This is a genomic window from Cloacibacterium rupense (genome assembly GCF_014645495.1).
Taxonomy (GTDB): Bacteria; Bacteroidota; Bacteroidia; order Flavobacteriales; family Weeksellaceae; genus Cloacibacterium; species Cloacibacterium rupense.
In genome coordinates this window covers 147,688-162,477 of record NZ_BMLV01000007.1, presented here as the reverse complement: position 1 = coordinate 162,477, position 14,790 = coordinate 147,688, and the positions used below count along the sequence as shown (strand labels likewise).

Here is a 14,790-nt window from a genome sequence, read left to right as displayed (position 1 = left end):
ATTTAAAATAATACTCACACCGGGTATTTTAGATTTTAATGAAAAAGCAAATCTAATGATACATTTCAAGAATCATTATATTGTCTATTTAGAATATATTATCCCAGTATTTATTGCAGTAATTTCAATTTTATGGTTTACTAAGATATATGGAAGTGAATATGAAAAATTATTAAAATATTTTGTTTTTATTTTTTGTGTTAGTCTTCCATTGTTTTATTTAGCATTAGATTGGGGAAGATGGATAAATATTCATTTCTTGATGATTTTTTTAGTTTTTTTATATCAAAATATAAAACTTAACAAAAAAATAAATATTTCATTTAATGAAAAATTTTTAATGATAATATTTGTCATCATCAATTTTATTTGGCAGATGGAAGTTGATAATAATGGATTTAGGCTTAATTATTTTTTAGAGATCCTTTTAACAAAAATCTAATGAAGAAAAAACTACTTTTTGTTATCCCGAGTTTGGCATTAGGCGGAGCAGAAAAGAGCTTCGTGAATTTATTGAATGCTTTAGATTATGAAAAGTATGAAGTAGATGTTTTTCTTTTTGTAAAATCAGGTGAATTTCTTCCGTTATTGCCCAAAGAAGTCAATGTTTTGGCTATTTCAGATGATTTTTCTAGTTTTTCTCAGCCATTTTTCTCTTCCATTTTTAGATTTTTAAAAAGAGGAAGAATCGATTTGGCATTCTTCAGGTTGATGTTTGTAGTAGGAAATACCCAAGCAAAGAACCCGTCCATTTCAGAGCAAATGACTTGGAAATATTTAAAACATTTTTTTCCTAAAATTGAGAAAAAGTATGATGTTGCTATTGGTTATTTAGAAAAGTCTTCAAATTATTTTGTGGTAGATAAGACTTTGGCAACCCAAAAAATCGGTTGGGTACACACTGATTTGAAAGCTTTGAAGTTAGATTTTGAATTTGAAGAAAAATACTTACGGAAGTTAGATAAAATCATTACGGTTTCTGATGTTTTGGTAGAAAAGTTACAGCATTATTTTCCCAAAATTCAAGAAAAATTTTATCGGGTAGAAAACATCAATTCTGCTAAAATAATCAATGAACTCGCTCATCAACCCCAAGTTATTATGGATGAAAATGATGAGTTTTTCAACATTATTTTTGTAGGAAGATTGGTCAAAGAAAAAGCATTGCATCTTGCGATAGAGGCTTTAGAGATTTTGCTAAAAAATAACCATCGCGTAAGGCTTTATCTGGTAGGGGATGGAAATAAAAAAGAGGAATTGAAAGCTCTGGCCATAGAGAAAAATATTTCGGAATATGTAATTTTCCTTGGGGTTCAAAGCAATCCTTATCCTTTGATTAACGCTGCAGATTTATTTTTAATGACCTCAATTTTCGAAGGAAAATCTATTGCATTAGAAGAGGCCAAAATTTTGAAAAAACCAGTTGTGGTCACTAATTTTTCTACTGCTTCAGAACAGATTATAGATGGTGAGACAGGGTTGATAGCAGAAATGAATCCTGAAGATGTGGCCCAAAAAATAGAAAGAGTCATCCTTAATGAAGATTTCAGAATGACCCTAATAGAAAAACTTTCTCGAGAAAAACTTGGAAACGAAGAAGAGATTTTAAAATTCTATCAATTGATTTATGAATAATTTCATCACCATATTTACCCCTACATATAATAGAGCTCATCTTCTTGATAGGCTCTACCAAAATCTTTGTGAGCAAGATTATCAAAATTTTGAGTGGCTCATTATTGATGATGGGAGTACAGATAACACGAAAGAGGTGGTAGAAGGTTATAAAAAGGAAGGTCAACTGAATATTCAATATTTTTATAAAAAAAACGGAGGGAAACATACCGCCATTAATCTCGGACTTCAAAAGGCCAATTCAGAGATTTTTTTTCTGTTGGATAGTGATGATTTTTTAGAAAAATCAGCAACGAGAATTGTAGCCGAAAAATGGGGAATTATAGGAAATGATGAGCAACTTTCGGGGATTGTAGGATTGTCTAAATTTCTCAACAGAGAAGTGAGAACAGATGCCTTTCCTGAGAATGATTGGGTGGTTTCTTTTACGGATATTTATTTTAAACATAAAATTTTGGGAGATAAACCAGTAGCTTTTAAAACCTCAGTGCTTAAAAAATTTCCTTTTCCTGAGAAAGAAGGCGTTAAGTTTGTTTTTGAAGCGGTTTCTTGGCACCAAATGGCGAAGTATTATAACGTTTTAGCCGTGAATGATTTACTTCAATATAAAGAATATGTAGAAGACGGAATTACCAGAAACACTTACCAAAAAAATTATCTTAGAGGTTTGGCATTTTCTTATTTCCATTTGATAAAAAATAAGACTTATCCATTATTGAAATATCCCCATCATTTTTTCTGGAATTATATTCATTTGGCAATTAACTCACTTTTGTCAGGAGAAAGTTATTTTAATCAATTATCTTTGATTGATAAAATGTTATACATCGTCATGTATCCAAGAGCTTATTACATTTTTTTAAAATTGAAAGATAAAGTTCATGATTAATAGGATTTTTTTTAAGATAAAGCAAATTATTTCGGGGGTATCTAATGAGCAACTTTCGGTTCAAGCCAACATAAGAGAAGGGATGAAAGTTGGTAAAAATGTCTATGGTATTGATAATTGTACTATAGACCACGGACATTGTTGGCTCATCGAAATTGGCAATCATGTTATTTTTGCACCCCAAGTTTATCTTTTGGCTCATGACACCAGTACTAAAAGAAGTACCAATTATGTAAGAGTTGGTAAAATAAAAATCGGAGACCATTGCTTTATAGGAGCTAGAGTCATGATTTTACCGGGGGTAGAAATTGGTAAAAATTCTATTGTAGGTGCTGCCAGTGTGGTAACCAAATCTTTTCCAGAAAATTCTGTCATTGCAGGCAACCCAGCACAATATATTTGTAGTGTAGAAGAATATGAAGAGAAATTAAATGAAAAATTTCAAAATGCACCTCACTTTTCAAAAGAGTATGAATTAGGGAAAATTACAGCGGAAATGAAGCAAGAAATGCTGAGTAGAATAGATAAAATTGGTTTTGTAAAATGATGTTTTTTTTGTTTTTAGTAGCGCTATTTTTTCTGTTGATTTTATCAATAGACTTAGTTCCTGATTTTTGGATTTGGCAAAGCAGAATTAAAATTGGGCAATTTGCTCATGAAGCTTTATGGAAGGATAAAGTGCTTCAAAAATCTATTTTTTGGCTCAATCATCTCCCTAAAACTAAGATTAAAGATGAAAATCATCTCATAGTTATAGATATTTTAAAAAATCAATACACTAATTCAACCTTACAATCTTGGCAAGAAGCATCACTATTGTTAGGCTTACATGAGGCTTATCAAAAAAATGAAAGTTCTAAGATAAAAGCAGAAATTTTAAAATTTGTCGATTCAAAAATAGATAAGCAAGGACAATGGATTTCTGAGCCCAAGGAAATAGATGCTGGTTTGTTGGCTTTTGCTCTATCTGAAATTTCTTTTTTAGAGCAAAATATAAAACCAGCTCTGGATTCCGTTTATCAATTGATTATTTCTAAATTAGGAGAAGATGAAACGGTGATTTATAGAAGCTCTACCCCCAATTATAGATATGTAGATTCTATAGGGTTTGTCTGTCCGTTTTTAACGAAATATGGCGTTGAATTTCAAAATGAAGAGGCCTTGCAACTTGCCATTTCTCAAATTAAAAATTTTGAAAAATTTGGGATGCTCGAAAATAAAATTCCATGTCATGCGTATGAAATTCATACTAAAAACCCAGTTGGGATTTTCGGTTGGGGAAGAGGTTTGGCTTGGTTTTTAATAGGGGTTTTAGAGACCTATAAAGTATTGCCAGAACAACATCCGGAAAAAAAATATTTGCAAAATTTACTAGAACAGATTGCGGAGACTTTGGTTACCTTTCAAAAAAACGATGGTAGCTTTTCTTGGAATCTTATGGATTCTGGTGCGCGCAGAGATTCTTCTGCAACGGCTGTATTTGCTTGGTTTTTACAAGAATTGAATTTTAAAGTTGAAGTTCAAAAATCTTTACAATATCTACAATCGGTTACCCAAAGAAACGGAGCGGTAGATTTTTCTCAAGGGGATACCAAGAGTATTGGTGTGTATTCTCAAAAATTTGAAATTTTACCTTTTACTCAAGGTTTTCTTTTGCAAGCTTTATATAAATAGATGAAGAAAAAAATTTTATTTGTATTGAATAGTTTAAGAGTGGGAGGTGCAGAAAAAGCACTTATTTCACTATTGCACGAACTAGATTACGAACGTTTTGAGGTAGATTTGTTTTTGTTTACCCATGATGGTGGTTTTCTAGAAAGACTTCCCAAACAGGTCAATTTACTCCCATCTCCAGAAAATTTCAAGTTCTTTGATATGTCAACAAAATCAGCCATTTTTCAAAATCTTAAAAAAGGAAATCTTTCTTTGGCCATTGACAGATATCAATTTTCAAAATTATTAAATGTCGAAAAAAACGATGCAGTTGCCGAACAAAAAGCTTGGAAGTTTCTAAAAAATCACATTGAAAATCTCAATCAAGAGTATGATTTAGCCTTTAGTTTTTTAGAAAAAATACCCAATTATTTCATTATTGATAAAGTGAAGGCGAGAAAGAAAATTCTCACCGTAATGACGGATTATCAGATTCTTGGGATGAAAAAAGAAATAGATGTTCCTTACTTTGAAAAAGCCAACAAAATTTTTGTGCTTTCAGAAGAAAATAAGGTTTCTTTACAGCAAGTTTTTCCAGAATTTAAAGATAAAATTATCATTATCGAAAATATGATTTCAGAAAAAGAAGTGCTTTCTTTGTCTGAAGAACAGATTACAGATTTTCCAGAGAATGTATTCACCATGGTTTCTGTAGGAAGATTGGTAGAAGGTAAAATTCATGAAATAGGAGTGGAGGTTATGAAGCTTCTAGAAAATAAAGATCTTCATTTCAAATGGTTTGTTTTAGGGGAAGGGAATCGGAGGAAATTAATAGAATCTAAAATTAAGGCGTATCATTTAGAAAATTACATTACCCTTTTGGGTGAAAAAGACAATCCTTATCCTTACATTAAAAAAGCAGATGTTTTCTTGCATTTGTCTCAATTTGAAGGCTATGGAATTGCGATAGCAGAAGCCAGAATTTTAAAAAAGTGTATTGTTTTGAATGATTTTACTACGGCAGCAGCTCATATCAAAAATGGTTTTGATGGAGTGATTGCCCCCCTCAATCCTGAGAAAATAGCAGATGAAATTGAAAAATTAATGCTTGATGAAAACCTTAGAAAAAAATACGAGCAAAATGTAAGCTTTGACAAAGATTTTGCCCAGAGAATTTTAAGAAAAATAGATGATATCATAGAAAATTAGCAATTGAAAAAATTACTCTACATCACCAATGCCATAGACGGTTCCGGAGGACTGGAACGCGTGCTATCTGTGAAAACTAAAGTTTTGGCGGAAGACTTCGGGTATGAAATTCATATTATTACGCTCAACCAGAAGTCAGCAACCGATTTGTTTTTCCCTTTTTCAGTGCATATTACACAACACAATATAGAAGTTTCAGGTAATCCTTTTCAGTATATTTCGGCCTATATTTCAGGAATTAAAAAGGTGATTTCAGCAGTAAAACCCAATGTTATCTTGGTTTGTGATGATGGTTTAAAGGCTTTTTTCTTGCCCAAAATTTTAGGAAATAAAATCCCCATTATTTATGAAAGACATGTTTCTAAATTGATTGAAATTTCGGATAATCAGGGGTTTGTAAAAAATATTTTCACGAAATTGAAATTTTCTTTGATGGATTTTTTAGCCCAAGATTTTACCCGATTTATTGTCCTTACAGATGGCAATAAAAATGAGTGGAAGCTCAAAAATCTGCAAGTCATTCCCAATCCATTGCCTTTTTTTCCTGTAGAAAAATCTAAACTTCAAAATAAAAAAGTGATTGCCGTAGGGAAACAATCTTACCAAAAATCTTATGATAGACTTTTGAAATCTTGGGCGCTTCTCGATAGAGAATTTCATGATTGGGAATTGCACATTTATGGAAAATTTGATAACGGTTTAGGTTTAGAAGATTTAGCTCAAAATTTAAAAATAGAGAGTCAAGTTTACTTTCATCTTCCCGAAAAAAACATTGAAGAAAAGTACGCAGAATCTAGTATTTTTGTGTTAAGTTCCAGATATGAAGGTTTTGGGATGGTATTGATAGAAGCCATGAGTTTCGGGATGCCTTGTGTAAGTTTTGATTGCCATTATGGCCCTTCTGATATTATTAAGGACGGAGAAGATGGGTTTTTAGTCAAAAATGGAGATGAGAAAACGTTTGCAGAAAAACTTCAATGGTTAATGAAAGACGAAAATCTTCGCCAGGAAATGGGCGAAAAAGCTAGGGTAAATGTAGAACGCTTTTTGCCCAAAAATGTGGTAGGACAGTGGGATAAGGTTTTTAGAGGTTTGGGTGAATGATGGGAGATGGGAGATGGAAGATGGATGATGGATGATGAATGATGGATGATGAATGATGGGAGTAGGGGTAAAGGTTTTGGTTTCTTAATTGGCTGATCATTAAAAACAAAAAAGTTATATTTGGGTGATTAAAAATGAAGAAGATTATTATTTTAATAGACCAATTGCATTCTCACGGTGGAATAGAAAAATTAGTGGCAGAAAAAGCCAACTATTGGAGTGGCGTTTTTGGGTATGAAGTAAAAATTATCAGTACAGAACAAGGGAATAACCCTTTCGTTTATGAGCTATCTGAACAAGTAAAATTTCAAGATTTAGGCATTGATTATTATCGCGGAATTAGTTTTTTTCATCCCAAAAATCTAGGTAAACTTTTTAAAAATTTTCTTCAAATAAAAAAAATAATAAAAACTGAAAATCCAGATTTTATTTTGGTCGCTTCACATATCCCGATGACGTATTTGTTGCCATACCTTAAAACAAATGCTAAAATCATCAAAGAATTTCATTTTTCTAAATTTAATCAACCTCAGAATTTTAAGGAGAAACTTTTTAATTCAATTGAAGGAAAGTATGATTATTTGGTAGTACTTAATCAAGAAGAAGCTGGTTTTTATGAATCAAATAATACGGTAGTGATTCCTAATCCGGTGCAATTACCTGATTTTAGAATCCATAAAATTTCTGAAAGAGAAAATGTTGCAGCAGCGGTTTTGCGTTTTGCACCCGTGAAGCAATTAGAAAAAATGGTGACTATTTGGGAAAGATTTTCAAAAAATCAATCAGATTGGAAATTGTATTTGTATGGGGCAAAAGAAGGGGATTATTTTGAAAAGATTCAAAAATTAGTAGCAGACAAAAATCTAGAAAATTCTATTCTATTCAAAGGAAAAACCAATGATGTTGCTTCAGAATTGAATAATGCAAAACTACTTTTGATGACCTCAGAACAAGAATGCTTCCCGATGGTGATTTTAGAAGCCCATGCATGTGGAGTTCCGGTGGTTGCCTTTGATGCTCCTACTGGTCCTAGAAATATCATTCATCATACCAAAGATGGGGTTTTGATAGGGTATGATGATGAGATTGAATTTATAGAGATTTTAGAAGATTTGGCCTTGAATCAAGAAAAAATTCAGTTTTTGTCTGATGGTGCATTACAAAATGCTAAAAATTATGAACATCATCAAGTGATGAATCTTTGGAAAAGTCTTATTTTTGAAAACTCATGAGAAACATCGTTTATTTTTTCGGTCAATTGCTATTCATTCCTCACGTTATTCTTTTTCTTTTTTCTAAGAATAAAGAGGCGATTGTCAAAGATATCTATGCCCGTAAGAATTTTAATCCGTCTATGGCGCATCAGATGTTTGATTTGTCTAAAGAATTGTTGATTAATAAATATTTTAGAACCCTTTTTTATCATAGAACCAATGGGGTTTTCGCCAAATTTTTGAGGGTTTTTTATCCCAAAGCATCGAGTTTTATCATCGATGTCAATACCCCAATAGGGGGCGGTTTGCAATTGGCTCATCCGTATTCTACCATCCTTAATGCAGAAAAGATTGGGGAACATGTATATGTGAACCACTTGGTCACTTTAGGAGAAAAAAATGGTAAAAAACCTACCATTGAAGATGGGGTAGAATTGCACGCCCACTGTATGGTGATAGGAGGTGTAACGATAGGTAGAAATGCCAAAATAGGCGCTGGTGCTGTGGTGGTAAAGGATGTTCCTGAAAATGCCATTGCGGTAGGTAACCCCGCTAAAATAATCCAAAAATAGGTGTTTGATTTTATTTTCATATCAGATTATATTCCATTGTATTATCATTTTATGATGGTAATTACTTCTTATTCATTTTTGCAATCTAATGTTAAAAAATTAGAGGAGTATGATACAGTAAAAATGATGGGTTTCTTGGGTAACTTTTTACTAATCATGGTATTGCTCTATATGGGGACTCGGCCTGTCTCTTTTGTATTTGGAGATATGATAAATTATGCTGATGGTTTTCAGAAATTACAAATAAATCCCAATGTAGAAATCACAAAAGATTATCTATTTTGGTATTTTACAAAACTTTGTGCACGTATTGTAGATGAGAGAGAGTACTTTTTTTTCATTGCAACAATCTACATTTTACCCAATTATTTTTTTGTTAAAAAATATTTCAAGGATTATTGGTTTATCCCTTTACTGATGATTTTTGGTTCTTTTTCTTTTTGGACTTATGGAACGAATGGACTTAGAAATGGTATGGCCACCTCTATTTTTATAGGAGCTTTGTGTTATTATGATAGAAACAAATGGCTAATGTATGGTTTAATGGCTCTATCATACGGAGTTCATAATTCTTTGATGATTCCCATTGGTGCTTTTTTAGCCTCTGGGCTTTATAAAAAACCTAAAGTCTATTTGTATATTTGGTTGGCCGCAATTCCTTTATCTTTAATTGGTGGTGGCGCTTGGGAAAATTTTTTTGGTTCTATAGGCTTAGGAGATGATAGGGTGAATAGTTATTTAACTTCTGGTGTTGAAAGTAGTGAGACTAAATTTTCTTCAACAGGTTTCCGATGGGATTTCGTTTTATATAGTGGTTTTGCTGTGGTTGCAGGGTATTATTATATTATCAAAAGAGGTTTTCAAGACCAATTTTATACCCATCTTTGGGGGACATATATGATTGCCAATGCTTTTTGGATTTTAGTTATTAGAGCCAACTTTTCTAACCGATTTGCTTACTTGTCTTGGTTTATGATGGCCATTGTGATTGCTTATCCATTATTTAAAGTAAAGTTTTGGCCAGAGCATTACAAAATAGTAGGAAGGATATTTTTTGCCTATTATCTTTTTACTTATTATATGTATTTGAAAAGTTAGTGGAAGATTGGAGATGGAAGATGGAAGATGGAAGTTGGAAGATGGAAGATTGGAGTAGGGAGTGATTGAGTGATTGAGTGATTGAGTGGCAAAATTGTAAAGATGTAAAGTTGTAAAAATGTATAGTTGGATATTGGTTTAGTTGGGTGTTGAGTGAAAAAATGGAAGATATTTATTTCCCGCAGATTTGACTGCGTAGAACTTGTGTTTCGCAGATTTTTTGTGATGGCTGGGAGATGGAAGTTCTGAGTTGGAGGAAATAGAATTTTGAAAAGTTAAAATATGAAGTTAAGTATTATCATTCCTTGTTATCATGTAGAAAATTTTGTGCAAAAGTGTACAGAAAGTATTCTGGTGCAAAAAGGTTTTGATTTTGAAATCATTCTCGTGAATGATGGGTCTAAAGATAATACGCTTCAGGTCTTAGAGCATTTAGCCCAAACCGATTCAAGAATAAAAGTCATCAATCAAAAAAACCAAGGCCTTTCTGGTGCTAGAAATATAGGAATAGAACAAGCAAAAGGAGAGTACCTGATGTTTGTGGATGCAGATGATTGGTTAGAGCCCAATGCTTTTGAAGTGATTTCTCAGCATTTCAACCATGAAGATTTGTTTTGTTTTTCTTACCATAGGGTTTTTGAGAATAAATCCATACCAAGGGATTTAAAATTGAATGGAAGTTATAATTCGGATTTTATTCAGAGAAGAATCGTAGGTTTGTTGGGAGAAGAACTTTCAGACCCTTCTCAGGCTGATAGTTTGGTCACGGCATGGGGGAAAATTTATAAAACTGAAATCATTAAAAACAACAGAATAGCATTTGTAGATACCAAAATTATTGGGACTGAAGATGCACTTTTTAACATACAGTATCTAGCGCATGCTGACCAAGTATATGTATTGAATGTTCCTCTGTACAATTACCAAAAGAGCAATTATCATTCATTGACCAAGCTATATAAGACTTACCTTTTCCAGCAATGGAAAACATTGTATCAAAAAATAAATGAAACTATTTCTCAAAAGAATGTTGATTTTCAAAAAGCACTCAATAATAGAATAGCACTCAGCATCATAGGTTTAGGATTGAATGAAACGTATTCCGACTTGCCTTTTTATGCGAAAGTCAAAAAAATTTCAATTGTTCTTCACGACCCTCTTTACATCAGAGCTTATCAAAATCTGGACATGAAATATTTTCCTCTTCATTGGAGGTTGTTTTTTTCTTTGGCAAAGTCAAAAAATGCCTTTGGTGTCTTATCTTTGTCGTATATCATGAATTTATTAATCAATAGCCCCAACAAATAACAATTAATACATCCAGCATCCAGCATTGAGCACCCAAAAGTTATCAAAATGAAACCCATCAAAATTCTACAAATATTTACCGTACTCAATAAAGGAGGTGCAGAAACCAACCTCATGAACTACTATAGAAATATAGATAGAAATAGATTTCAGATTGATTTTTTGGTGCATCGAGAGCATGGTTTTTTTGAAGAAGAAATTTTGAACTCGGGAAGTAAAATCTATAGACTGCCACCAATACTTCCTTGGAAATTGAAGGAATACAAAAAAGCAGTAAGTGATTTTTTTGATGAGCATCATGATTATGATATCATACACGGGCAATGTTCAGAATTAGGTGTTTTTATTTATGAAGAGGCGAAGCGAAGAAATGTCCCAGTCATTATTGCTCATGCGCATAATGCGAGAATGGATAGGGATAAGAAATTGATTTTCCGATTGCTTTGGAAAAAAAGAATGCGCAAGTCTATCAATCAATATTTTACTTGTGGCAAAGAAGCAGCTGAAAACCTCTTCGGAAAGAAATTGGCTCTTCAATCGTATCAAATGAACAACGCCATTGATGTAGAGAATTTTAGATTTAATGAAAAAGTTAGAAATCATAAAAGAAAAGAACTAAATGCCGATACCAACATTAATTTGGTGAATATAGGCAGGTTCAATACCCAAAAAAACCAATTATTTCTTTTAGAAGTGTTTGCCGAAATTCTAAAATTAAATCCTAATTATCAACTGTTTTTAGTTGGATTAGGTGATTTAGAAACTCAATTGAAGCAAAAGGTAAAAGAATTAAATCTACAAGATAGCGTTCATTTTTTAGGTTTGAGAAGTGATGTGCCAGAACTTTTACAAGCTATGGATGTTTTTTTATTTCCTAGTTTACACGAAGGCTTTTCGGTGGCTTTTGTAGAAGCTCAAACTACAGGGATAGAATGTGTCATTTCAGACGGAGTTCCAACTGAATCTATTTTGGTAAAAGAAAATGTAGAGGTAATTTCTCTAAAAGAAAATGCCGAACAATGGGCTGAAAAAATCATTGAACTTAGAAATTTCGAAAGAAAAGATGTCTCAGAAATTATTAAAAAAGCGGGCTACGATATTCAAGAAAATGCGAGGAAATTGGAAGATAAATATATAGAATTAGTAAAAAGTACAAAGTAAGAAGTAAGAAGTAAGAAGTGCGAGGTTTTAATTCGTAAAAATTTGATGAGAAAGTTATAGAATTAAAAAATTAAAAAGTACAAGGTAAAAAGTACAAAGTACAAAGTAAGAAGTACAAAGTACAAGGTAAAAAGTACAAAATACAAAGTAAGAAGTACAAAGTATAAAGTATAAAGTAAGAATTACAATGTAGATATGCGATTTATCGCAACTCTTATGAAAGTCACCCAACATCCAACAATCAAAATGAAAACCCTCACTATTTTCACTCCCACATTTAATAGAGCCCAACTTCTTCCGAGGTTGTATGAGTCTTTGAAAAATCAAACCAACCAAGATTTTGTGTGGATGATTGTCAATGATGGTTCTAGCGATAATACCGATGAGGTGGTACAAGGATTTATAGATGAACGTATTTTAGAAATAGAATACATCAAAAAGAAAAATCAAGGCATGCACGGGGCACACAATACAGCATATAATAATTGCAAAACCGTGATTAATACTTGTATTGATGATGATGATATGATGCCTGAGCATGCCGTAGAATTGATTATTGAAAAATGGAATTCTTTAGGCGAAAATCAAAAAAAATACAGTGGAATTATTGCACTCGATGCCTACTTTGATGGAAAAGTAATAGGCACTGCATTCACCGCAGCTTCTACCACTTTAGAAGATTTTTATTTGAATGGTGGATGTGGAGATAAGAAACTCATCTACCGAACAGAGGTGATGAAGCAATATCCTGAATATCCCATTTTTGAAGGTGAAAAATATGTGGGACTGGGCTATAAATACCTTTTGGCAGACCAAGATTATGAATTGGCTACCCTGAATGAAGTGGTTTGTTTGGTAGACTATCAACCCGAAGGGTCGTCTAACAACATGTGGAGACAGTATTACAAAAACCCCAAAGGGTTTGCCTTTCTTAGAAAAGAGCAAATGAAGATTTCTAAATCAAAAAAACGTATTCTAAAAGACGCTGCTCATTACGTAGCCCATAGTATAAAATCTAACAATTGGAATTTCATGGCAGAATCACCAAGAAAATTTTTGACTTTTTTGGCTATTCCTTTTGGTTTTGCACTCTACTTTTATACGCTGTATCAAAATAAAAAACAAGGAGGGCTGTATGAGAGGTAGGCGGGTGGTTGATGGATGGTTGATGATTGATGATTGATGATTGATGGCTAATAGCAACTGGCAGTTTGCTTTTGGCTTGGGTAGTTTTTTCAGATTGCGCAGATTTTTTTTGAGTTACGAGATGCGAGTTACTGGATACAAGATACGAGATGCGAGTTAGGGGATTTAAGTTTGGTTTTCCGATTTCCGATTTCCGATTTCCGACTCCCAACTCCTCACTCCCAACTTCTGACTTCCAGCAATAATTTTTATATCTTTGTCCAGAAAAACGAATAGACTATTGGTTCATGTCAAAGGAAAGTCAAAGGAAGGTCAAAGGAAAGTCAAAGGAAAGTATAACTATAGTGTCTAAGGAGGGAGAGGAAAGTTCTAAGCCTAAATTATTCAGGATTTCTACGGTTCCTATGTCGCTGAATCTTTTATTAAAAGGTCAACTGAGTTATCTCAATCACTATTTTGATGTTACTGCCATTTCTGGTGAGGGAGAAGATTTGCAAGTGGTGAAGCAAAGAGAAGGGGTAAAAGTACATCCTATAGAAATGCATAGGCCAATTTCTCTTTGGCAAGATTTAAAATCTCTTTGGCAACTTTACCGATATTTCAAAAAAGAAAAACCAGACATTGTCCATTCTATTACCCCAAAGGCAGGTTTGCTTTCTATGTTGGCAGGTAAATTGGCGGGGGTTCCCATTAGAATGCACACTTTTACGGGGCTTATTTTTCCTCATAAAGGGGGCTATATGAAACAGACTCTCATTTTGATGGATCAATTGCTATGTAAAGCTGCTACTCACATATATCCTGAAGGAAAGGGAGTGATGGAGGATTTGGTATTGCATAAAATTACTCAAAAACCTTTAAAAGTCATTGCCAACGGAAATGTAAATGGGGTAGATGTAGATTATTTCCATGCCAATGCTTTGGATATAGAAGAAGTTGCTCAACTAAAGAAAAGCTTGAACATAGAAGAAGGGGATTTTGTTTTTGTATTTGTGGGGAGGTTGGTGATAGATAAAGGGTTGAGAGAATTGGTGAATGCATTTGACCACCTTTCTAAAACCTATCAAAATGCAAAATTGTTGATTGTGGGGCCTAGAGAAAATGCTCATAATCCATTAAAACGAAAAATGTTTCATATCATCAGGCACAATGCCAATATCATAACGGTAGGATATCAAGAAGAAGTAAGGCCTTATTATGCCATGAGTGATGTCTTTGTTTTGCCTAGTTATAGAGAAGGTTTCCCTAATGCAGTTTTGCAAGCTGGTGCAATGAGTTTGCCTAGTATTGTGACTGATATCTCTGGTTGCAACGAGATAATAGTAGAGGGTGAGAACGGCCTCATTATTCCACCTAAAAATCAAAATGAATTAGAAAGAGCCATGCTAAGGCTTATTGAAGACCATGAGTTACGAAGTCGCTTGAAGGAAAATGCGAGACCCATGATTGTTCAACGTTTTGATAAAAGTCTTGTTTGGGAAGAACTTAAAAAAGAATATTGGGAGGTAATGAAATAGTATGACATCTTTTGATTGTGATAATATATGCCTTAACTCTTAGTGCACTATCAAAAATTTTATATATTTTTTCTATAATGCAATAGCGGTATACTTTAGATTAAATGTTGTAAATTTCAATTATGCCTATATTGAAATCCCCTATTGAAATTAGAGAAGCCAGCCATCATTTATAATTAAAGTATAAAAACTTTAATGAAGTCCATTGAATAATCCAGCTTTTTTTAGGGTGCATCCCTTTTATTATTAAGTTTTTTTTCTGATTTACCTAAAAATATTCATTT

14 protein-coding genes are annotated in these 14,790 nt (G+C 32.9%); all 14 read left to right on the top strand.

The annotated features are described in order from the left end of the window. On the top strand, positions 1 to 442 hold a 442-nt coding region (locus IEW40_RS13770; RefSeq protein WP_188618696.1), incomplete at its 5' end, for a hypothetical protein. Then, a complete protein-coding gene (locus IEW40_RS13765; protein ID WP_188618695.1) occupies positions 442 to 1,635 on the top strand; it encodes a glycosyltransferase in 1,194 nt (397 codons plus the stop codon). The genes IEW40_RS13770 and IEW40_RS13765, both read left to right, overlap by 1 nt. After that, positions 1,628 to 2,524 (top strand): glycosyltransferase family A protein, encoded by an 897-nt coding sequence (locus IEW40_RS13760; RefSeq protein WP_188618694.1) that lies wholly within the window; start codon positions 1,628 to 1,630, stop codon positions 2,522 to 2,524. Before IEW40_RS13765 ends, IEW40_RS13760 begins: the two co-directional genes overlap by 8 nt. Next, a complete protein-coding gene (locus IEW40_RS13755; protein WP_188618693.1) occupies positions 2,517 to 3,071 on the top strand; it encodes an acyltransferase in 555 nt (184 codons plus the stop codon). Before IEW40_RS13760 ends, IEW40_RS13755 begins: the two co-directional genes overlap by 8 nt. Continuing rightward, complete coding sequence (locus tag IEW40_RS13750; protein WP_188618692.1) at positions 3,068 to 4,198, top strand: glycoside hydrolase family 88 protein; 1,131 nt, start codon at positions 3,068 to 3,070, stop codon at positions 4,196 to 4,198. Before IEW40_RS13755 ends, IEW40_RS13750 begins: the two co-directional genes overlap by 4 nt. Further along, complete coding sequence (locus IEW40_RS13745; protein ID WP_188618691.1) at positions 4,199 to 5,386, top strand: glycosyltransferase; 1,188 nt, start codon at positions 4,199 to 4,201, stop codon at positions 5,384 to 5,386. A gap of 3 nt (positions 5,387 to 5,389) precedes the next feature. Further along, positions 5,390 to 6,490 (top strand): glycosyltransferase family 4 protein, encoded by a 1,101-nt coding sequence (locus IEW40_RS13740; protein WP_188618690.1) that lies wholly within the window; start codon positions 5,390 to 5,392, stop codon positions 6,488 to 6,490. A 134-nt stretch (positions 6,491 to 6,624) separates the two neighbouring features. Next, the gene (locus tag IEW40_RS13735) at positions 6,625 to 7,722 is read left to right on the top strand and encodes a glycosyltransferase (protein ID WP_188618689.1); all 1,098 of its coding nucleotides are present in this window, start codon (positions 6,625 to 6,627) and stop codon (positions 7,720 to 7,722) included. Beyond that, positions 7,719 to 8,276, top strand: coding sequence for an LbetaH domain-containing protein (locus IEW40_RS14220; protein WP_188618688.1), 558 nt, complete (start codon positions 7,719 to 7,721; stop codon positions 8,274 to 8,276). Before IEW40_RS13735 ends, IEW40_RS14220 begins: the two co-directional genes overlap by 4 nt. Further along, a complete protein-coding gene (locus IEW40_RS13725) occupies positions 8,277 to 9,374 on the top strand; it encodes an EpsG family protein (protein ID WP_188618687.1) in 1,098 nt (365 codons plus the stop codon). 282 nt (positions 9,375 to 9,656) lie between these two features. Next, positions 9,657 to 10,682: a glycosyltransferase family 2 protein gene (locus tag IEW40_RS13720; protein ID WP_188618686.1), complete on the top strand. Its 1,026-nt coding sequence runs from the start codon at positions 9,657 to 9,659 to the stop codon at positions 10,680 to 10,682. Between the two features lie 48 nt (positions 10,683 to 10,730). Further along, the gene (locus IEW40_RS13715) at positions 10,731 to 11,843 is read left to right on the top strand and encodes a glycosyltransferase family 1 protein (protein ID WP_188618685.1); all 1,113 of its coding nucleotides are present in this window, start codon (positions 10,731 to 10,733) and stop codon (positions 11,841 to 11,843) included. Positions 11,844 to 12,089: 246 nt separating this feature from the next. After that, positions 12,090 to 12,989, top strand: a complete 900-nt coding sequence (locus IEW40_RS13710; RefSeq protein WP_188618684.1) for a glycosyltransferase family 2 protein — start codon at positions 12,090 to 12,092, stop codon at positions 12,987 to 12,989. Between the two features lie 287 nt (positions 12,990 to 13,276). Beyond that, a complete protein-coding gene (locus tag IEW40_RS13705; protein WP_188618683.1) occupies positions 13,277 to 14,506 on the top strand; it encodes a glycosyltransferase family 4 protein in 1,230 nt (409 codons plus the stop codon). Positions 14,507 to 14,790: the final 284 nt, after the last annotated feature.